Source organism: Pseudomonas sp. NPDC088885, from assembly GCF_044750025.1.
GTDB classification, from domain to species: Bacteria; Pseudomonadota; Gammaproteobacteria; order Pseudomonadales; family Pseudomonadaceae; genus Aquipseudomonas; species Aquipseudomonas rustica.
In genome coordinates this window covers 484,423-504,631 of sequence record NZ_JBIVJB010000001.1, presented here as the reverse complement: position 1 = coordinate 504,631, position 20,209 = coordinate 484,423, and the positions used below count along the sequence as shown (strand labels likewise).

Here is a 20,209-nt window from a genome sequence, read left to right as displayed (position 1 = left end):
TGTGCCTGAAATAACGGTTAGCCGGGATTTTCGGCGGACGTTTCCATATTTTCTCATGAGCACGCTTAGTAAGTGGACGCCCATCGTTGCCTGGCTTGAATGCGCAGGCGTGGGCCGGTTTCTTCGATTTAGTGTCGTGGGACAAGTAAGTTACAAAAACTATCGAACACGGTGATGTAGATGTCTATCAGAAGCATTAAATTAGTCCCTCGGACATTATTGAGCTTCGGCCTTACTTGTCTGTTGCTGCTGATATTGGGTGGGCAATCATTGTGGCGCATGAATAATGTGCAATGGGCCGTGGGTGACTTGCGTGACAATTGCCTGCCCAGCGTGCGTCAAGCCGCCAAGATTGAAACCGCGACCTATAAGTTGCGCCTGGCCAATTTGTTTTTTGCCATCAGCAGCTCACGGGGCGCCGCTGAAATCGATAAGGCCGGTGCAACGCTGACAGAGTTGCGCAACTCATTGAACGTCGAAACTCAGGCTTATGTTCCGTTGATTTATGGGCCCGAAGAGCAGGCGCGCTACGATATTCTGCATGCCAATGTTGAGGATTATTTGAAACAGGTTGATCAACTTCTGTTGATTGGCCGCAAAGGCTCCGAAGACGACACCGTCGCGTTTATCCGGTCCAATACTGCGCCTGCAGCGGATCATGTGATGGCCGCAGCGGAAAGTCTGCAAAGCCTGATGAGTGATCGCTCGGAAACCTCCGGCGCGATGGCTCAGGCCGAAGCCCAACACAGCACCACTGCGACCATCATCATCGTGTTGCTGGCGGTGCTCGCCACCGCCGTTATCACCATGCTCTTCACCCGGAGCATTATTTTGCCAGTCCGCGCGCTGTTGGCGTCGACGAAAAAAATTGCCGCCGGCAATCTGGTGGGCGAAGTGGAGGTGTCCGGCAGGGACGAAATCACCGAGTTGCAGACCTCGACCGCAGAAATGCTCACCAACCTGAAACAGACCATCCTGCATATCTCCGAGTCGTCCTCCATGCTGGCGGCCTCTTCGGAAGAGTTGAGCGCCATCACCTATGAGTCCAATGCCAGCGTTCAACAGCAGAGCAGTGAAACCGAGTTGGCGGCAACGGCCGTCAACCAGATGACCGCAGCAGTGGAGGAAGTGGCGCGCAATGCGGTGGCGGCGTCCGTCTCGACGCAACAATCGGAACGCTCTGCACGCACGGGCATGGAGCGCGTCAGTGAAACCATTGCGTCCATCGAAAACCTCAGCGGTGCCGTACAAAGTACGGGCACGCAGATCGAACAACTGGCGTTGCAGACGCAAAGTATCGCCAAAGTACTCGACGTGATTCGAGCCATCGCCGAGCAGACCAACTTGTTGGCACTGAACGCGGCCATTGAAGCGGCGAGGGCGGGCGAGCAGGGTCGCGGCTTTGCCGTGGTGGCCGATGAAGTTCGCGCATTGGCGCATCGCACTCAAGTTTCCACCCAGGAAATCGAGAAGATGATCGAAGGCGTGCAGGCCGGTTCGGAAAGCGCAGTGTCTTCGATGAAACAGACCGATCTTGAGGCCATCGCCACGCTGAGCATCGCCCGCGAGGCCGGGGTGGCGATTACCGAAATTACCAAAGCGGTGTTCGACATCAATGAACGAAACTGCTTGATTGCCACGGCTTCCGAAGAGCAAGCGCAAGTGGCGAAGTCGGTCGATCAAAACCTGGTCAGCATCAATAACCTGTCGATGCAAAGTACGGCAGCGGCGGATCAGATATTTACCGCCAGTAATGAGTTGTCGGTGTTGGCGACCAACCTGAACAAACTGGTTACTCGTTTCGAATTCTAAGTAGGCAGCGGTTGGCCCGTTGCAGGTTTCAGACAATCGGCAGAAATGCTTAAGGACGACGATTTAACTAACACGGCGGCAGGAGTTAACATGATTCCCGAATTCAAAGCTCACTATCCGGAAAGCTTGCGCACCATTTATATATCGCGGGTCGAAACCTGCGATGTTAACTGGTTTATCAATCAATACGTCGACAGTCGATTTCTGCATGCAAACTTTCATGCAAAGAATGAAATCGTCATGCTGCTGAGAAGTTATCCGGGAGCGTCGCCTGTCAGGATCTATGAGCTTAACGCCTGGCTTGATCATAACCTCGTGTCCAGGGTGTTATGTCATCCAGGGGTTCGGGCATTGAAGTTAGTGGTCAATAATGATTGGTCTTCACGCGTCCTGTAGTTTATTGGTGGCGAATAATAATAATGCGAAATTTTCTGGCTATTGATTCCAGTCCGCGCTTTCTGGTTGTCCTGTCGGCGGGCGTCACCCTGGCCATACTGCTGGCTGTGGGTGGCGTGTTTGCGGTGAAGAAAGTCGACGGTTATGTCAGTACGATGTTTAACGGCAATGTTGCAACTATTGGCCACCTGTCGACCATCCGCTCTGCACTTTTTGATATCCGTAGATTGCACTGGCGGACGTTCGCTTTGCGCGATCCTGCGCAAACAGCGGAATACACCCAAGCGATCAATGCGCAATTGGCGGTCATCAATAAGGAATGGGCGCTGTACGATCCCAACGGTATCAGCAGTACGAAAGAGACGTTGCTGGCCGGCCAGATCAGAATCGAATTGCCCAAAGCCAGTGCCATCGTACGCGCCAGCCTGAAACGTTTGGCGAGCAATGATTACTCAACGCAGTGGTACCAGGCGCGCATTCCCTATCTGGAGCATATCGATCAGTTGATTGCTCGGGACATCGACACCAACATTGAACAGGCCGCCCAGTTTTCTGCTCTGAGCCAACAGGTATTTGCACGGTTTGTCAGCGTCGCCGTCTTGTTGTTCTGTTTGGGAATCGTCGGAGTCGCCGGCCTGGCGCTGCGTTGGCGGCACCAGCGCGACAATGCCGTACGTCGATCCCGTGAACATCTGTGGTTGGTCAATCAGGTGTTCAACGTCACGCTGGACAGCGTGATCATTACTGATCGCCACGGGCATATCACCAAAGTTAACCCGGCCTTTTATGGCATGACCGGTTATACGGAACAGGAAGTGCTGGGTTGCAACCCGAACATGTTGAGTTCCGGCCGGCAGTCCCCGGAGTTTTACAAAGAGATGTGGCAATGCCTGATTGATGAAGGGCATTGGAAAGGGCAAGTGTGGAACCGCAAGAAGAATGGTGATTTCTATCTTGAATCACTGTCGATTACCGCGATTGCGGGCCTGAACAAAACCGATCTCAACTACGTGGCGGTTTGCAGCGACATCACCCAACAGCACGCCGATCAGGAGTTTCAGGGCTACCTGGCAACCCACGATGTATTGACCGGGCTGCCCAATCGCCTGTTATTTCGCGAACGTCTGACCCAGGCCCTCGCTCGCGCTCATCGCTCCGGTTTGAAAGTCGCGGTGATGTTTCTCGATCTGGATCACTTCAAGGAAATCAACGACACCCTGGGGCATGGCGTCGGCGATGACACGCTGATCACTGTGGCCAAACGTTTGAAAAGCGTATTGCGCGACGTTGATACCGTGGCTCGACTGGGTGGTGACGAGTTCGCTTTCATCCTTGAAGATATTCACGAGGCCACACAGATCGAACCGATTGCACGCAAACTGCTCGCCGCCGTGGGTGAGCCGATTCTGGCGAAAGGTCATCAGGTGTCCGTCACCCCGAGCATTGGCGTGAGCCTCTACCCGGATCAAGGCCACTCGCCGATTGAGCTGGTGGATCAGGCCGACAAAGCCATGTATGAGGCGAAAAAATCCGGCAAGAACGCTGTGCGCTTCTTCACCCAGATGCTCGATATTGTTGCGAAAGCGGGGTAGCAACCGGGGTTGCGGTCTCTGGAACCGGTCAGCGGCCGTTCCCGAAACCGCAAGACTTCCCGCGCAAAAACCGGATAATGGCGGCCATTCGTTTAGCCGTATTCTGGTAATCCCGCATGGAAATCAAGGTCAATTTTCTCGACAACCTTCGACTTGAAGCCAAGTTCGACGACTTCACGGTGATCGCCGATCAGCCGATTCGCTACAAAGGCGATGGCTCGGCACCGGGGCCGTTCGACTACTTTCTGGCTTCGTCGGCGTTGTGTGCGGCTTACTTTGTGAAGTTGTACTGCGACACCCGCAACATCCCCACGGAAAATATTCGCCTGTCGCAGAACAACATCGTCGACCCGGAAAACCGCTACAACCAGATTTTCAAGATCCAGGTCGAACTGCCAGCGGACATTTCCGACAAGGATCGCTTGGGCATCCTCCGTTCGATTGATCGCTGCACGGTGAAGAAGGTCGTGCAGACCGGCCCTGAGTTCATCATCGAAGAAGTCGACAACCTCGACGCCGATGCGCAAGCCTTGTTGATGCCAGCTTCAAGTTCCGACGCGGGCACTTACATTGCCGGCAAGGATCTGCCGCTGGAGCAGACCATCGCCAACATGTCGGGCATTCTCGCCGACCTCGGCATGAAGATCGAAATCGCTTCGTGGCGCAACATCGTGCCAAACGTCTGGTCGCTGCACATCCGCGACGCGCATTCGCCGATGTGCTTCACCAACGGCAAAGGCGCGACCAAAGAAGGCGCGCTGGCGTCGGCATTGGGCGAGTTCATCGAGCGACTGAACTGCAACTTCTTCTACAACGACCAGTTCTGGGGCGAAGAAATCGCCAACGCCGAGTTCGTGCACTTCCCGGATGAACAGTGGTTCAAGCCCGGCGCGAAAGACGAACTACCGACTGAAATCCTCGACGAGTACACCCTCGGCATTTACAACCGCGACGGCGAGCTGCGCGGTTCGCACCTGTACGACACCAACTCCGGCAACACTCAGCGCGGCATCTGCTCGCTGCCGTTTGTGCGCCAGTCGGATGACGAAGTGGTGTACTTCCCGTCGAACCTGATCGAAAACCTCTACCTCAGCAACGGCATGAGCGCGGGCAACACGCTCGCCGAAGCGCAGGTGCAGTGCCTGTCGGAAATCTTCGAGCGCGCGGTGAAACGCGAAATTCTCGAAGGCGAAATGGCCCTCCCGGACGTGCCGCAGGAAGTGCTGGAGAAATACCCGAGCATCCTCGCCGGCATCAAAGGTCTGGAAGAGCAGGGCTTTCCGGTGCTGGTCAAGGACGCGTCGCTGGGCGGTGAATTCCCGGTGATGTGCGTGACCCTGATGAACCCGCGCACCGGCGGCGTGTTCGCCTCGTTCGGCGCGCACCCGAGCCTGGAAGTAGCGCTGGAACGCAGCCTGACCGAATTGCTCCAGGGCCGCAGTTTTGAAGGCTTGAACGACTTGCCGCAGCCAACCTTCTCCGGGCAAGCGGTGACCGAGCCGAACAACTTTGTCGAGCACTTCATCGACTCCAGCGGTGTGGTGTCGTGGCGCTTCTTCAGTGCCAAGCCGGACTTCGAATTCGTCGAGTGGGACTTCTCCGGACAAGGCGAAAATTCCAACGCCGAAGAGGCCGCGACGCTGTTCGGCATCCTCGAAGACATGGGCAAAGAAGTCTACATGGCGGTCTACGAGCACATCGGCGCCAAGGCGTGCCGCATCCTTGTGCCGGACTACTCGGAGATCTACCCGATCGAAGACCTGATCTGGGACAACACCAACAAAGCCCTGCAATTCCGCGCTGACATCCTCAACCTGCACAGCCTGAGCAAAGTCGGCCTGCGCAACCTCGCCCAAGGCCTGGAAAACAGCGAGCAGGACGATTACACCGAAATCACCACGCTGATCGGCATCGAATTCGACGACAACACGCCGTGGGGCAAGTTGACGATTCTGGAGCTCCGTCTGCTGATTTATCTCGCATTGCAGAAGTTTGAACAGGCGAAGGATCTGGTTGAAGCGTTCCTGCAATACAACGACAACACGGTTGAACGCGGCTTGTTCTATCAAGCGGTGAACGTGGTGTTGGAGATGGAACTGGATGAGGATTTGCTGCTGGAAGACTACGAAGCCAACTTCCGCCGGATGTTTGGTGACGAACGGATGGATGCGGCGATTGGCTCGGTGAATGGCAGCGTGCGGTTCTACGGTTTGACGCCGACGAGCATGAAGCTGGAAGGGCTGGATCGGCATTTGCGCTTGATTGAGAGCTATAAGAAATTGCATTCGGCTCGGGCTGATTTTCAGGCTCGTTAAGCATCACCCTCATCGTAACGCCGCCCGCCCAGCCCTCTCCCAAAGGGAGAGGGGGCCGACCGAGGTGTCTTGCGTCATACAGCGACCTGAACGACTGAGTCGATTATGGATTCGGCATGGCACGTTCAGAAGACCGAGTCGATTCTGGATTCGGCAACGCACGTCCAAGTCGGCGAACCCCTCAAATATCCCCCAATCAGTTCCCTCTCCCTCCGGGAGAGGGCTAGGGTGAGGGGCTCTTAAGCTGTACCTCAATCGACCTCAAAAAAAACAGTCGATTCTGGATTCCCTAAAATTCGTCCAAGTCGGCGAACCCCTCAAATATCCCCCATTTCAGTCCCCTCTCCCTCCGGGAGAGGGCTAGGGTGAGGGGCTCTTAAAACGACACCTCCGCCGGCTGCGACAACCGGAGCACCGACAAATCCCCGGTAATACGCTTATACGCCAACCGAATCGCCTCAATATCGCTGCCACGTTTCGCACTGTTCTCATGCAAAATCACAATGACTTTAGTGCTCAAACGCTCCGGCTCTTTCGCCCCTTTATCACTCCACTGCCCATAAGCATCGAGCACCGTGAACCCATCGGGAAAACGCGGCGTCACTTCCTTGTCGAGAAACTCGCGCCAGCGCGCCGGGCTGACCGCGCCTTCCTGGCGATCAATCGACCCCACCGAGAAGTACAACTCAGTGCGCAACCACTGCGCCTGCGCCGGCCGGGAGGCATCGCCTTGCAGGGTTGAACTGGCGGGATCGTGGGTGTGAACGGAAGCAGGAGGAGCGCTGGCGCAACCGGCGACTGCGACGAACAGTGCCGCCAGTAAAAGACGTTGAGGCATGGAACATCCTTATTGATCATTGGGCGAACCCGGCGAGTATAAGGTCGCCGTTTCATCACCAATAAAGACCTAAAAAGCAGGCTGATAGGCGCTTCAGGAATAACCCTTGGGTCGCTGCGCAACGAACGATCCGAAAGCCTGTAGGAGCTGTCGAGTGAAACGAGGCTGCGATCTTTTGATCGTGTTTTTTTTACAAGACAAGATCAAAAGATCGCAGCGTTCCGCAGCTCCTGCAGGGGCATCAGGGTGGGGGCGATGCCAATGCAATGCCGGCAGCGCCTAGCCGTTTGAGAATCTCGAACAGCAGATCACTCTTGGTCACCCCGACAATCCTCGGGCTGCCGACATAACCGGTCACCGTCAGCGTAATCCCGTCCGGCGACAACTTGCTGAAGCGCACGAACGACGCCGGTTTTTCGAGGATGGTTTCGTTCTCGTGGTAGGTGTTCAGCAGCAGATCCTTCACCGCCTCAGGATCGATATCCAGCGGAAACACCAACTCCAGCGACGCGACACCCTGAGCGCTGCCACCCAGCGTGACGTTGCGCAGATTCTGTGAGATCAACTGCGAATTCGGCACGATCACAATCGAGCGATCGCTGAGCTGAATTTCGGTGGCGCGCACGTTGATCCGGCGGATATCACCCTCGACGCCGCTGATGCTGATCAAATCGCCCACCTTCACCGGCCGCTCGGTCAGCAGAATCAGACCGGAAACAAAGTTCTTCACGATCTCCTGCAAACCGAAACCAATACCCACCGACAACGCACTGACGATCCACGCCAGGTTCGTCCACTGCACGCCCAACGACGACAGCGTCAGCAGAATCACGAACGCGTAACCGATGTTGGAAAACAGCGTGCTCAGTGACGCGCACATCCCCGGATCCATGTCGGTCTTGGGCAGGAATTCATTGTCGAGCCAGCGGCTCAGGGCGCGGATCAGCCAGATACCGATCAACAGCGCGAGTACCGCGTTAAGCAAATGCGAAGGGACGATGTTGAACTTGCGCAACCCGGCACCGCCGAGGATCGCCATGATGTTGGTCGCCAACTGCCCGAGCGTGGTGCCGATGCCACCGACAAACAAGGCGATCACCGCCAGCAGCAACAGCGCCGCGCGGCTGAAACCGGACAATAGAATCGAGATCTGATCGAGGCGTCGATCGCCAATCCCGAGCAACTGTTTGAGCGCCTTGCCGCTCCCATGCTTGGGCGAGAACGCGTATTCGCAGCCGTCCTTGATCACCTGAATCAGCAAGTAAAAACCCGACAGCACAATGTAGGCCCAGACCACTTCATAGGTGATGAAACGGGCCAGCGACACGTAACCGGTGAGCAGCGCAATCGCCGAGACGAACATCGAAATACTGGCGATGGTGTACATCACCCCGGCGAACGTACTGTTCGCTTGCGTGTCATTGGCGGCGACCAACGCTTTGCGCACCTTGCCGACGCGCAGCAGCAGTGTCACCACAATCACCATGACCACAATCGATGTCACGCCGCGCCCGGTCAGAACGATCTGACTGCTCATGCCGGTGGCGTTGCACACCTGCACCAGCGTCACCAGCACCAGCAATGTGCCGGAAAGGATGCGCGGGAAGCGCTTCAGTGCCTGCGCGACCTGATCGTGAATGGCCGGCAAGCGCCACGATGGATGATCGATCGACAACAGCGCACGGCTCAGCCCGGTAATCAGCACGCAGGCGTACACAGCCTTCTCGAATTCCTCGGAAAACGTCGACAACACCGGCGTCAGCGGCGCGTGACGGGTGAGCGCGTAATACAGCACATGCAAGGCGAGGGCGGTGGTCGCAATCGTCGCCAGCGCCGACGCAAACGCCAGCGCACTGCGGCGCAAACGACCTTCCGGCATGCGGTGGATGCAAACCCAGGTCAAGCCGCGCTCGGCCAGACGACGGCCGAACGTCCACACCACCAGTGCCAGCGCGAGCAACACCAGCGTATAAAAATACCGCCCCGGCGCCCACACCGTCGCCCAGGTGTCAGAAACTTGATCAACGAAAAAACTGAAACGCTGCCGATCATCCCGCGAAGGATTGACCAGCGGTGCCCAGAAGTCCGGGTTCAACACGCTCAGGGTGCCGAGCGTCAACTCGCTTTCAAGCAATGTGCGGCGGATGCCGGCGATCTGCGTGATCAGATCCGCCGCACTTTGCTTCAGCGCCGCCAGACTTTTCAGCGTGCCGTCGACTTTGTTTTTTTGCTCCGTCAGCGTCGCTCGCTGGGCGACGATATCCGCTTGCTCGGCGGCGATCTCGGTGTCCGGCGCTGCGCCCAAAACGCCCAGTTGCACCGTCAGTTGCGCCTGTTGCGGTAACAACGCCGCCGACAATTTATCGACGTCCAGAATGAACGCCTGCACCCGATCCTGTGGGCCTTCGAGCTGGTTGTAATTGTTCGCGGCGGAGATTTGCTGTTTGAGGCCATCGAGGCGTTGTTGCAGGGCTTGCAGGTCACTTTGCGAAATGACCGGGAGCGGCGCGACGGCGGTCGCGGCAGGTGCTGGCAGATCGGCGGCCCACAGCGATGGACTGCCGGCGGTGAGCAGCATGAATGCGATGAGAAACAACGACTTCAACGTGTTGCGCATGGGACAGACCGACTCTCGATGAACACACAGTCTAAGAGGTTAGGTGATCAGGCAGGTCGAGGGGAAAAAGTTTCAGGGCGGCCCACTTGCCGACGAGGACGGGTGTGCCGTGTGAGGCCTTGCGGTGCAGCAGGTGATGGCCTGAATCGAGCTGACAGTGGCCGCTTCTGCAGCGACTCACTGTCAGCATGATAAGCGACCGCTAAGACATCTCAGGCCCTTCGAGATGGTAAACCGTGGGTTCTGCGGAAAAGTAATCTTCCAGACCCTGCATGAACAGCCGATGGTCTTCGCTCGCTTCGAAGCCTGGTGTGTGATCCTCAAGTGATTGCCATTTCACGATCAGATTGAAAACGTCGGCGGTTTCGATCCCTTGCGCGAGCACGTGGCCCTTGTAGCCCTTGGCACGCATGAGCAACGGCGCGACCTCGGCAAACGCCGTTCTGAACCTTTCAATGTGTTGTTGGTGTATGGGAAGTACAGCGATCTCATAAATCATGCGATGTTCCTCGGGAAGGACTGAAACGATTTGAAGTTCACACTGGCGTGACGATCGAGGGCCTGACGTCGATCACGATCTTTCCTTGAACACCGTTGTTGGGCGTCTCAAGCAATTTGTGAGCGAGGGGCAGGTCGGCGAGTGAAAAGACCGCGCCAACGTGTGGGCGCAGCTGTCCGCGTGCGACCAGTGCGCTCAGCTCATCCAGTTTGCCGCGGTTCTGGCGGGTGAACACGAAGTGGATACTGGCGTTCTTGCCCCAGGCCTGAACGAGGTTTTGCGGTTGGGCGATGTCGACAATCGTCACGATACGACCCAGTTGCGCGAGTGCGTCCGGGCTGCGCGACAGCGTGTTGCCGCCGATGGTGTCGAACACCACATCGACCCCGTGGCCAGCCGTTTCGCGAAGGATGACGTCAACGTAGTCCTCTTTTTCGTAGTCGATGACGGTGTCGGCACCCAGGCTCCGAGCGAACTCGACATTGGTTTCACGCACGGTTGTGAACACTCTGGCGCCCATCGCTTTTGCCATTTGGATGGCCACATGCCCGACGCCGCCAGCGCCGCCGTGCACGAGGATACTTTCGCCGACTCGCAACGCCGCCCGGGTGACCAATGCCTCCCATGCCGTCCCGCCCACCAGCGTCAGACTTGCCGCCTCGAGATGGCTCAACGAAGGCGGTTTCTTGCCGATGATGGTTTCGGCGGCGACGTGGTACTCGGCGTAGCTGCCCGCACCGTCGAATATCTGCGGGGTGTACCAAACCTCGTCCCCTGCAGTAAACGCCGTTACTCCTGGCCCGACCGCTTCGACAACGCCTGAGACGTCGTGGCCGGTAATGCTCGGCAGCGATACCAGATCGGGATAATCGCCACGGCGGATCTGGTAATCCAAAGGATTGATGGAAGTCGCGTGGACTCGAACCAGCACTTGGCCCGCCTGCGGCAAGGGTTTGGGCACGTCGTGCAGCTCGAACGCGTCAGGGCCTCCGAAGGCTTTTAGCAACATCGCTTTCATGGTGTTTCCTCATATCTATAAAAAGGGATATCGAGATATCTCGATATTGTGCGGTAAAAAAATCTACAGCTCTTTTCCTATGATCTCGGCAAGAACACTGATGGTTGCTTCATTGCGTTTGTAGTACGTCCACTGACCGATGCGCCTGACTTCGACCAGGCCCACACGTTGCAGAGTCGCCAGATAACCCGACACCGTTGACTGAGACAGCCCGATGCCTTCTTGAATGCTGCTGACGCAGACCCCAACCGTGTGAACGTCGCCCTCGTCCTGCGCGGGGAAGTTCTTCACGGGATCCTTGAGCCCCTTCAGGATTTGAAGGCGGGTAGGGTTTGACAGCGCTTTGAATATTTCGAGTAAGTCCATGCGCCGAGGATATCGAGATTTATCGATATGTCAATGCGATGTTCGATGAGTTTTTTTGATGACGCGCCGGAACACAAAATCTTCAGGGCAGAAGGTGGAGGAGTTGTGGATCAAGCGCGTCAGACCCTATTTCCAGCAGCGCGAGGGTGATTGGTAATTTGAAACGCCGCCGCCCGGCGCTGCCTGGATTCAAATACAGCCGATCGCCGCGCCATTCGATCAAGGGTTTGTGCGAGTGGCCGGTAATGACGATTCGGGTGTGGCTATCGAGCAGAGCGGGAACGTCGGCGATGTCGTGGGTGAGCAGGGTTAGCCAGCCGTTGAGGTTGAGGGTGAGGTGGTCGGGGAGGTCGGCGGCCCAAGGCAGGTTCAGGTCGTTGTTGCCGCGCACGGCGTGAACCGGGGCGATTTGCGCCAGTTGGCTGAGGATGTCAGCGCTGCCGATGTCGCCGCCGTGGAGGATCAGTTCGACGCCCTCGATCGCGGTTAACGCTTCGGGGCGGAGGAGGCCGTGAGTGTCGGAAATGATGGCGATTCTCATGGAGGAGAGATTAGCAGGGTAGGTGGGAGGGCAGCGCTTGATCGTATTAAGCGCTATCGAATGATCCATTTATCTTCCAGTGCTTGCATAGGGGTAGGGGGTATACCTATGATGCGGCCAATATAGGCAGGAGGGGCATCCCATGGGTCATATCGCAGCGAACAAAGACGATCTTCTCAAGCGCGTCAAACGCATCGCCGGACAAATCCAGGCCGTTGAACGAGCACTGGAGTCGGATCTCGACTGCGCGAAAACACTGCACCTCGTGGCGGCCACTCGCGGAGCCATCAATGGCTTAATGGAAGAAATCATCGAGGATCACGCTCGCGAGCATGTTGCCAACCCTGCACTAAGCGAAGAGCAGCGCAACAAGGGTGTTGAAGAGCTCCTTGAGGCCATTCGCCGTTACTCCAAGTAAACGCATTCGGGTAAACACTCATGAACAGCAACTACTCGCACGACCATGTGTTCCTTGGTTCAGCGCACGACGAAAATGCCAAGCGCACGCTGTGGGTTGTAGCGCTGACGGTAGTGATGATGGTGGGCGAAATCGCTGCCGGGTATATCACCGGTTCGATGGCCTTGCTGGCCGATGGTTTTCACATGGCAACGCATGCCGGCGCATTGGGTATCGCGGCGTTTGCGTACGGGTACGCCAAGCGCCACGCTTCCAGCCAACGCTATAGCTTCGGCACCGGAAAGGTCGGCGACTTGGGCGGGTTCGCCTCCGCGCTGATTCTCGGCATGGTGTCCTTGGGGATTGGCGTTGAGTCCGTCATGCGCCTCCTGCAACCCACCGACGTCCAGTTCGGCACTGCCACGCTCATCGCGATTGCCGGTTTGATCGTCAACATCATCAGTGCGCTGTTGCTGGGCCATGGGCACAGTCATGGACACGATCATGACGACCACGATCATGACAACCATGCTCATCACGGCAATGACAACAACCTGAAATCGGCGTATGTCCACGTCATCGCCGACGCGCTGACGTCGGTGCTGGCCATCGCTGCACTGCTCGCCGGGCGTTATCTGGGTTGGGTCTGGCTGGATCCGGTCATCGGCATCGTCGGCGCCATTGTTATCGCGCGCTGGGCATGGACTCTGATGGGAGACAGCGCTGCGGTACTGCTCGATCAGACCGATGCGCACGTCGCCGAGGAAATCCGCGAACTCATCGAGAAACCGGGGGATGCCACCCTCACGGACCTACACGTCTGGCGTGTTGGGCCGCAAGCCCACGCAGCCATTGTCAGCGTGCTTGGGCAAGCCAGTGCGAACGCCGACAGCATTCGTGAACGTCTCAAACCGGTTCATGAAATCAGCCACCTGACCGTCGAATTTCGATCGGCCTGACTTCGCTGCTTTAACGACTTTCAAGGAACTTGCAATGCCTGCTGGGAAACGTGAACTGGCGCGAATGGAGCGTCGGCTGATCACCACGCTAACCGAAGCGTGCGAAACGGCAAAAAGTGAAATCAAAGGCTTTACTTGGCTCACCCACACCGCTGACCTGAACGTGCTGGCGCAAACCCTGAAAGTGATCTGGGTGTTTGAAACACTGGCCGACAGACAGTTTGCTCAGGCTGAAGCGAAAGCACGCATCTTTGAGCTGACGGCCATCGCGCTGACAGAAGCCGATATCGATCTCAAACTAACCGATCGCAATCTTCGCTTTGACTCCGAGCAGGAATGTCAAAGCAGCCAGGGTGGCGATTGGCAAAAGCGTCTGGCCAAGGGTTATTGAGATGGCGAAGGAGATCGAAAACCCCTGCATCGCGGTGTGCCAACTCAGCGGTGATCTGTGTGTGAGTTGCGGGCGAAGCAAGGAAGACATCAGAAAATGGAAGCGCATGAAACGGCCGGAAAAAATGGCCGCCGTGCAAAGGGCGAATGTGCGTTTGAAGGGGTTGAGGAAAGCACAGGGGTAAAAAGTGGGCCACTTTATCGCCGAGGAAATGAAACATTGGGAAGGCATGAGGCAGCCACGTACCTGGCGACGCCAAGTACCATGGTCGCTGGAACTTCGGCATGCCGTTCTACGCGGTGACGTTCCTGCGGATTTTCGTAGTGGCGTGGGTGGGTGTAGCGTTGGCGCAGATTATCTACGGCCGCAGTGACGTGGCAGCGCTCGATCGGGTGGTCGAGTTCAATCCCGGTGGGCTTGAAGGCCTGGTTTGGCGCCCAAGTTAGGACGGGCATTGGGATGCTCGCTATTAGTGGGGGAATGGGATTTCAGTGACTGTTTCTGATCGCTTATCCCCTAAAAAACAGAGATAACCCCATTCGGCCTATTAAAAATAAAAGCAGAATAATAAAAAAAATCCGTATAAAACCACTTCCATAACGGAGTGCCAGGAAAACGCCAGTGAGAGAGCCGGCCATATTGCACAGAGCAACTATGCCGCCGACAGTCCACAAGACGTTACCAGATGGAATAAAAAATGTAAGCGCTGCGATAAATGTGCCCAAATTAACTAATTTTGCGGAGGCTGATGCGTTCAAAAAATCCAGGCCAAAAAATTTCACAAATATAAAAAGCAAAAAGCTTCCGCTACCAGGGCCAAAGACACCATCATAGAAGCCAATAAGTCCGCCGAAAAAAATCCCTAATATGATTTCCTTTGTTCCACAGTGTTTGTTCGAACTTTCCAGCCCTAAATTCTTCTCCTTGAACGTATAAATGGTCATTGATATCAGGATAAAAAAAACAACAAACTCCATCAGCCTTTTTGGCACAAGAGATACTGAAAAGGCGCCTATAAATGCAAATGCAAATGCAGAAAGCATGGTGGGAAGCATTAGCCGCCACATGATGTTTACTCGTTTCACATAGCTGAACATGGAAGACAAATTACCGGCCAAAACAGCGAGTTTATTAGTCCCCAACACAGTGGCCAAGCTATGTTGAGGAAGGGCGTGCAGCAGTGCCGGCAACTGTACAAGCCCGCCCCCACCAACTGCAGCATCTATCAAGCCGCCGCAAAAGGCAAAAAAACCTAGCACGAATAAAGCTTGATCAAAGTGCATGCAGGGGAGCTTTTTGAAGTTTGTTTTGCTCATAAAATATCATGACGTACCCTCTTGGTTTGACTTGTGCGTTTTCGCGATCGGCTGATTGGTCTAAGACTTCTCTCAAGAGATGTAGCTGATATATTCTTTAATAGTAATACTGGGTTCTATGAGAGCAAAGCTTGGTGCATAGCCGAAAAAGCGTTTCCTACTCTGTCATTGTAATTCAACATCACCCCTTTGAGTTTTTCGGGAGTAAAAGCTATGTCGGCTGTTCGACCAAATGTTTGTGCTGCGGCTAAAGCATGCAAGCCATGCCTGTGTTCTACTTCACCAGAATGTCCTGCGACATATCCTTTAGCGTTACGCAGACTCTGAGTTTTCGTTCGCAGAGAAGGGTGGAGGCTGATTAACTTTTCCTCTATGTATTGGGCGATGAAGTTGTACTCTCGACCATTCCAAAGCTCCGAAGCGATAGACACCATTATCGCCTCCATGATTGAGTTATTGTGCTCAGGCGAGTTTAAAGCAGCTGTGTGTTGCTCTACTCCGGTAATGTAAAGAAATTCTGAAAACTCGTTACATTCGCGTATTTTGTATTTATCTTCAACCCAGGCTGTAGCGCCAAACGCTGCGGTCATGTATCCGTACATGAAGTCGTGGCCCGGATGACCAAGTCCAAAATCATCTTTCGTGACTTCATGCATGTGCGCCATGACTCGATGATGGCCCGTTAGTTTTTCGGCAGGCACTGAAAGCACATCTGCTGATAGCCGCATTATGATTTTAGCCGAGACCAAACTGGTAGTTTTATGGGTTTCATTCCAGCCGTTAAAAAATTTCATAATGGCAGAATCCGGCGTTGGTTTTTCCAAAAGAGCCCGAAAGGCACTTTCACAATGGTTTTGAGCTTCCTGTGTAATTGGGTGACATAGCACCTCAAACATTGCGTCCTGAAGTTCGGCTATTTGAGTGATGTGCGCTAATATAGGTGGGCTTCTGTTGTCTTTAAATATGGCTCGTCCTGGGATTTTTAAACTCCGTATATGCTTTGTTAGCGCTTCAATGAAAATCTCGCCAAACTCATGCATGGATTTAAATTTTTCTGACTTATAACGAGTTTGCGGTAATGCTGAACTGATCATCTGTCTCACTCCATAAGACTGGCCTTGTTATTTTTGAAATATACGTTATGGGCGCAGAATTCAAAAAAACTAAACGAGTTGAACGACCGAAACAAGTGATTTATAGTGATCTCACTATTCACTTTTGGTGAGCGATGACATGGAGTTGTCTCAGTTAAAGATTTTCAAAGCAGTTGCCGATCAAGGAAGCATTATCCGGGCTTCGGAACTGTTGCACTGTGTTCCGTCAAACATCACAAACAGAATCAAGCTTTTAGAGAGGGAGCTCGGGGCCCCTTTATTTATCAGGAAAGGCAGGGGGCTTATAATCAGCCCTTCCGGACGGTTGTTCCTTGGCTACGTTAACAGGATTCTGTCTCTGTGTGAGGAGTCGCAAAGGGCCCTTGATCCCGCCTCAGCACCGTCCGGGAAGTTAAAAATTGGCGCCATAGAGTCCGCGGCTATAGGCAGATTACCTAAGCTGTTGTCAAAGTTTCATCAGCTCTATCCTTCTGTGCAAATGCAGTTCAGTACGGGAAATTGGACACAATTATCTAACGAAGTGCTCAGCCATGATCTGGATGGAGCGATCATCGCTGTCAAGCCTGAACACCCGGATATTGAAAGTGTTGAGATTTACATGGAGGAGCTGGTATTAATTGCCTCTCCGGATATGGGGTGGATACATGAGCCGCATGATTTGAATGGCATCGATATATTCATGTGGCCCGAAGGGTGCCCGTACAGGAAGAAGTTAGTAAATTGGCTGCAGAGGCACGAAGTGTCGAGCCCTATAACGAGCATAGCCAGTTACGGTACGATCCTTGGTTGCGTCAGTTCCGGGGCGGGCGTTTCGTTAGTTCCGAAAGGTGTGTGTGAGCAGTTTAGCCGAGGCGGAAGTTTAAGTGAGTATGTGTTTGAGGATTTGTTGCCCGTAAAAAATTATTTTGTTTTTAACAAAAATGTCGAATTTCATCATGCAAAAGATAAGTTTGCAGAGCTGTTGCAGGCAGAGTTTAAAGATTTGAGGTGCGGTTTTTGAGAGTGGCTGTTTAACCGGGTTTGTTGAATGGTGTGAGTTGTGAACGCCGGTTCAAACTTCATCGTACCTATCTCCGTTTCGTGAAGTCTGAAAGAACCAGCGAGCGGGCCTTGCTTACTGAAGGCAGACCTTGGTGAGCACATCAATCCTCCGATGATCATGTTTACGTCTTTAAGGTAGGCGCAAGGGAGGGGTAACGCGTAATTTTCGACTAAGCTCGTTCGATCATTAAACACCAAGCGTTGTGCTGTACTCGCTCAGGGGATCGATATGAAAGCCGTACTCCACACGATCAAGCACGAAGTCATGAAGGCCATTCCGCCGACGGTATTTTTCTTCATCATTCTGCACATCGTCGCCCTCATCCGTACGCTGATGATGAAGGGCACAGGCGTTTCACTGCCGGTCTCCACGTCAATCCTGATCGCGTCGCTGGTGCTCGGCAAATCCGTGCTGGTCGCGGACATGCTGCCGTTCATCAATCGCTTTCCGGAAAAGCCGCTGATCTGGAACGTCACTTGGAAAACGCTCATGTACGCGCTGGTGGCGCTGGTCGTTCATTATCTGGAGCGGCTGTATGAGTTCTGGAAAGAGGCACACAGCTTCATGGACGCGAACGCCACGTTGTGGACTTCGATGAACTGGCCCCAATTCTGGGCAGTGCAGATTCTGCTGATTACTTTGATCTTTGTGTATTGCGTCTTTTCAGAACTGACGCGCGCACTGGGTCGTGATCGACTGAAAAGAATGTTCCTCGGCCCGCTGCCACCAGACATCAACAAAGATTTGTAAGAAGAGAAGAGGCTAGGGCGTAGCGCCCTAGCCGATAGCAGAGGTTACTTTTTCTTCTTCGCCGGCTTGTCGGCCTTCTCTGATTTCTTGGCCTTTTCAGGCTTGCTATCAGCTTTCTTGGTGGCTTTCTTATCGGCCTTCTTATCGGCTTTTTTCGGTTCGGCGTCTTTTTTCTTGTCTTTCTTATCGGAAGATTTCGAAAGCGCCGAGGCTGCCGCGGATTTCTTTTCCGGTGATGACTTCTTGTCTTTCAAGTCCTTGCTGGCCTTGGAAGCTTCACCTTTGCTTTTCTTCTCGTCTTTAGCCACGTTGATCACCTCTCGGAGCATGCCGGTATTGGCACATTGCCTGTGGGAATACTCACAAGCTGATCATTAGGCGAGTGCGTTCTGAAGCGGTTCAAATTTTATTGACGCGTCGCGACAGGCTGCCAGCAGGAGAAGATCAGGCGCTCAGTTTCAATGTTTGTGACTGTGTTTATTCTTGTGCTTGTGGTCATGGCCGGAGTGATGGTCGTTATCGTCAGCCAGGTTATTGCCCACTGCACCGCCGGCTGCGCCGCCCAATCCCGCGCCGATCAGGCCACCTGTTGATCCGCCCAGACTGGCGCCAACGACCTGGCCACCAGCGGCGCCAATACCGCCGCCAATCGCCGCTTCAGTTTTCTTGCCGCTTTTTGCACTGATTGCGCCCCCGGTTGCACCGCCAACCCCGGCACCGATTAACGCGCCAGTGCTTCCCCCGACCGATTGACCGACAACACTTCCAAGCGCACCACCGAGACCTCCGCCCAGTGCTGTGTTGGTGGTTTCACCGGCGACGGCGTAATGAGCAACAAACAGACTTAATGCAACAACCGATAATGATTTGCGCATCGAACTCACCTCCCGCTATTCAAATAAGCAGGAAAGTCTGTTGGCCCGAGCTAGTCAGGTCAATGCGCATTCGGCCGTGCATTAATCTGGGTCAAGCAATTGCCGGGTAGGGGTGCCGTTTATCGCGTAAGCCGTCAGATTCGTAGTGCGAGTTATCAAGATCGACGGAGTGCCTATTTCGAGTTACAGAATGATCTTTTCTGGCAAAAAACGGCCGTTGATGAGTGACCGCTTTCGGCCATTAGCGGACTGTCCGCTCGGCCAGAACTTGGCCGCGCTTTTCATCTTGCGACTCGGACTGACAACCTTCGAATGCTTCGTTAACCCCCTAATGCCGTCACATTCATCTTGTCTGGGTCGCTGGCATCCGCCGGCGTTTTAAACCTTGCGGCGTCTCTGGCAGGCGGCAACCCGAACAAGCGTGAGTACTCACGGCTAAATTGCGAGGCGCTTTCGTAGCCAACAGTGAATGCGATGGCGGCCGCGTTGTGCGTTTCGAATAGCAGGAGCCATCGCGCTCTGAGTAGGCGCAGGCGCTTTTGGTATTGGATCGGTGTCATTGCGGTAATGGCTTTGAAGTGCCGATAGAACGCCGCGACGCTCATGTCGGCCATGGCCGCTAAAGGTTCTACCCGAAAGGGCTCGGTGTAATGCTCGCGTATCCATTGGGTAGCTCGGCGAACCTGTGAAAGTCGGCCATCCGGGCGGGCTATCTCGCGCAACATCTCCCCAAAGCGCCCTTGAAGCGCGCGAAACAAAATCTCGCGTTCGATCATCGGGGCAAGCACCGGCGCCTCATCAGGATGGTCAATCAGGCGCAGCATGCGCAACCAGGCATCAAGCATTTCAGTGGGCGCCGCAACAGGCGCGAAGGAACTGGGGTGAGGCTGACTTTCCGTCTTAGGTCTGTCCGCCAGCAACGACGCGATGATGCTGGGGTCCAGGGTCAAGCTGATGGCGAGATAGGGCTCGTCCGGCCCGCCTGGGTAAATCTCCCCGGTAGCCGGTACATCAATAGGCACCACAAAATACGTGGCCGCTCCGTAACTCAGCAACTGGTCGCCAATGGACAAGGTTTTCGAGCCTTGCAGTACGAGGTGCAGCATCGGCTGGTAAACCTTGCTGGCACAGGCCTCGGCATGGACCATCGCCACACGTGGCAAACCGGTTTCCGTCCACTGGCTTTGAGCACGCATAACGATGCTGCGCAATTCATTCATGGTGTCGTTCATGCGAGTCACGATGGCGTAGACCGGTGCGTAAAGCAATGCAGGTGAGAAGAATAGGCAAGGGTTCGAGAAGAACCGGCAACGGCTTTACGCGGCGCCGAGCCAATACTGATGGCAAGCAGCGTTAGGCCTTCGAGACTG

22 protein-coding genes are annotated in these 20,209 nt (G+C 54.7%); 11 read left to right on the top strand and 11 right to left on the bottom strand.

Features of this window, described 5'->3' with window-relative positions:
• The first annotated feature begins 180 nt into the window (after positions 1-180).
• The 4 genes from ACIP1X_RS02175 to ACIP1X_RS02160 all read left to right on the top strand — a co-directional run bounded on the left by ACIP1X_RS02175 (position 181) and on the right by ACIP1X_RS02160 (position 6,115).
• Entirely contained in the window at positions 181-1,812 is a 1,632-nt protein-coding gene (locus ACIP1X_RS02175; protein WP_400748874.1) for a methyl-accepting chemotaxis protein, read from the top strand.
• A 90-nt stretch (positions 1,813-1,902) separates the two neighbouring features.
• Positions 1,903-2,208, top strand: a complete 306-nt coding sequence (locus ACIP1X_RS02170; RefSeq protein WP_400748871.1) for a hypothetical protein — start codon at positions 1,903-1,905, stop codon at positions 2,206-2,208.
• 23 nt (positions 2,209-2,231) lie between these two features.
• Positions 2,232-3,800 carry a diguanylate cyclase domain-containing protein gene (locus ACIP1X_RS02165; RefSeq protein WP_400748868.1) on the top strand — a complete coding sequence of 523 codons (1,569 nt, stop codon included), beginning with the start codon at positions 2,232-2,234 and terminating at the stop codon, positions 3,798-3,800.
• 116 nt (positions 3,801-3,916) lie between these two features.
• Positions 3,917-6,115 (top strand): OsmC domain/YcaO domain-containing protein, encoded by a 2,199-nt coding sequence (locus tag ACIP1X_RS02160; RefSeq protein WP_212550649.1) that lies wholly within the window; start codon positions 3,917-3,919, stop codon positions 6,113-6,115.
• Between the two features lie 376 nt (positions 6,116-6,491).
• Here the strand turns inward: ACIP1X_RS02160 and ACIP1X_RS02155 are convergent, their stop codons facing one another.
• The 6 genes from ACIP1X_RS02155 to ACIP1X_RS02130 all read right to left on the bottom strand — a co-directional run bounded on the left by ACIP1X_RS02155 (position 6,492) and on the right by ACIP1X_RS02130 (position 11,994).
• Complete coding sequence (locus ACIP1X_RS02155; protein WP_400748865.1) at positions 6,492-6,953, bottom strand: DUF3574 domain-containing protein; 462 nt, start codon at positions 6,951-6,953, stop codon at positions 6,492-6,494.
• 241 nt (positions 6,954-7,194) lie between these two features.
• Positions 7,195-9,570: a DUF3772 domain-containing protein gene (locus ACIP1X_RS02150; protein ID WP_400748862.1), complete on the bottom strand. Its 2,376-nt coding sequence runs from the start codon at positions 9,568-9,570 to the stop codon at positions 7,195-7,197.
• Between the two features lie 202 nt (positions 9,571-9,772).
• Positions 9,773-10,069, bottom strand: coding sequence for an antibiotic biosynthesis monooxygenase (locus ACIP1X_RS02145; RefSeq protein WP_053119586.1), 297 nt, complete (start codon positions 10,067-10,069; stop codon positions 9,773-9,775).
• Positions 10,070-10,106: 37 nt separating this feature from the next.
• A complete protein-coding gene (locus tag ACIP1X_RS02140; RefSeq protein ID WP_400748858.1) occupies positions 10,107-11,087 on the bottom strand; it encodes a zinc-dependent alcohol dehydrogenase family protein in 981 nt (326 codons plus the stop codon).
• 63 nt (positions 11,088-11,150) lie between these two features.
• Entirely contained in the window at positions 11,151-11,453 is a 303-nt protein-coding gene (locus tag ACIP1X_RS02135) for a helix-turn-helix transcriptional regulator (RefSeq protein ID WP_053119590.1), read from the bottom strand.
• Between the two features lie 82 nt (positions 11,454-11,535).
• The gene (locus ACIP1X_RS02130; protein WP_400748981.1) at positions 11,536-11,994 is read right to left on the bottom strand and encodes a metallophosphoesterase family protein; all 459 of its coding nucleotides are present in this window, start codon (positions 11,992-11,994) and stop codon (positions 11,536-11,538) included.
• Positions 11,995-12,136: 142 nt separating this feature from the next.
• Between ACIP1X_RS02130 and ACIP1X_RS02125 the strand changes: the two genes are divergently transcribed.
• The 5 genes from ACIP1X_RS02125 (at position 12,137) to ACIP1X_RS02105 (ending at position 14,187) form a co-directional block, all read left to right on the top strand.
• Positions 12,137-12,412 (top strand): metal/formaldehyde-sensitive transcriptional repressor, encoded by a 276-nt coding sequence (locus tag ACIP1X_RS02125; RefSeq protein ID WP_400748855.1) that lies wholly within the window; start codon positions 12,137-12,139, stop codon positions 12,410-12,412.
• A 20-nt stretch (positions 12,413-12,432) separates the two neighbouring features.
• Positions 12,433-13,350 carry a CDF family Co(II)/Ni(II) efflux transporter DmeF gene (dmeF, locus tag ACIP1X_RS02120; protein WP_400748852.1) on the top strand — a complete coding sequence of 306 codons (918 nt, stop codon included), beginning with the start codon at positions 12,433-12,435 and terminating at the stop codon, positions 13,348-13,350.
• Positions 13,351-13,384: 34 nt separating this feature from the next.
• Positions 13,385-13,741 carry a hypothetical protein gene (locus tag ACIP1X_RS02115; protein ID WP_400748850.1) on the top strand — a complete coding sequence of 119 codons (357 nt, stop codon included), beginning with the start codon at positions 13,385-13,387 and terminating at the stop codon, positions 13,739-13,741.
• Position 13,742: 1 nt separating this feature from the next.
• On the top strand, positions 13,743-13,925 hold the full coding sequence (locus ACIP1X_RS02110; RefSeq protein WP_007974813.1) for a DUF1289 domain-containing protein: 183 nt from the start codon (positions 13,743-13,745) through the stop codon (positions 13,923-13,925).
• 100 nt (positions 13,926-14,025) lie between these two features.
• On the top strand, positions 14,026-14,187 hold the full coding sequence (locus ACIP1X_RS02105) for a hypothetical protein (RefSeq protein ID WP_400748847.1): 162 nt from the start codon (positions 14,026-14,028) through the stop codon (positions 14,185-14,187).
• A gap of 63 nt (positions 14,188-14,250) precedes the next feature.
• Here the strand turns inward: ACIP1X_RS02105 and ACIP1X_RS02100 are convergent, their stop codons facing one another.
• Together ACIP1X_RS02100 and ACIP1X_RS02095 are read right to left on the bottom strand one after the other, a co-directional pair.
• On the bottom strand, positions 14,251-15,057 hold the full coding sequence (locus tag ACIP1X_RS02100; protein ID WP_400748844.1) for a sulfite exporter TauE/SafE family protein: 807 nt from the start codon (positions 15,055-15,057) through the stop codon (positions 14,251-14,253).
• Positions 15,058-15,173: 116 nt separating this feature from the next.
• Positions 15,174-16,151 (bottom strand): hypothetical protein, encoded by a 978-nt coding sequence (locus tag ACIP1X_RS02095; RefSeq protein ID WP_400748842.1) that lies wholly within the window; start codon positions 16,149-16,151, stop codon positions 15,174-15,176.
• Positions 16,152-16,290: 139 nt separating this feature from the next.
• Between ACIP1X_RS02095 and ACIP1X_RS02090 the strand changes: the two genes are divergently transcribed.
• Positions 16,291-17,172 carry a LysR family transcriptional regulator gene (locus ACIP1X_RS02090; RefSeq protein WP_400748839.1) on the top strand — a complete coding sequence of 294 codons (882 nt, stop codon included), beginning with the start codon at positions 16,291-16,293 and terminating at the stop codon, positions 17,170-17,172.
• Between the two features lie 270 nt (positions 17,173-17,442).
• The gene (locus tag ACIP1X_RS02085) at positions 17,443-17,964 is read left to right on the top strand and encodes a hypothetical protein (protein ID WP_053119598.1); all 522 of its coding nucleotides are present in this window, start codon (positions 17,443-17,445) and stop codon (positions 17,962-17,964) included.
• Positions 17,965-18,008: 44 nt separating this feature from the next.
• Here the strand turns inward: ACIP1X_RS02085 and ACIP1X_RS02080 are convergent, their stop codons facing one another.
• From ACIP1X_RS02080 to ACIP1X_RS02070, 3 genes are all read right to left on the bottom strand, one after another.
• Positions 18,009-18,281, bottom strand: a complete 273-nt coding sequence (locus tag ACIP1X_RS02080; RefSeq protein WP_212546112.1) for a hypothetical protein — start codon at positions 18,279-18,281, stop codon at positions 18,009-18,011.
• Between the two features lie 141 nt (positions 18,282-18,422).
• Positions 18,423-18,839: a glycine zipper domain-containing protein gene (locus ACIP1X_RS02075; RefSeq protein WP_400748836.1), complete on the bottom strand. Its 417-nt coding sequence runs from the start codon at positions 18,837-18,839 to the stop codon at positions 18,423-18,425.
• Positions 18,840-19,159: 320 nt separating this feature from the next.
• A complete protein-coding gene (locus ACIP1X_RS02070; protein ID WP_400748833.1) occupies positions 19,160-20,071 on the bottom strand; it encodes an AraC family transcriptional regulator N-terminal domain-containing protein in 912 nt (303 codons plus the stop codon).
• Positions 20,072-20,209 lie beyond the last annotated feature (138 nt).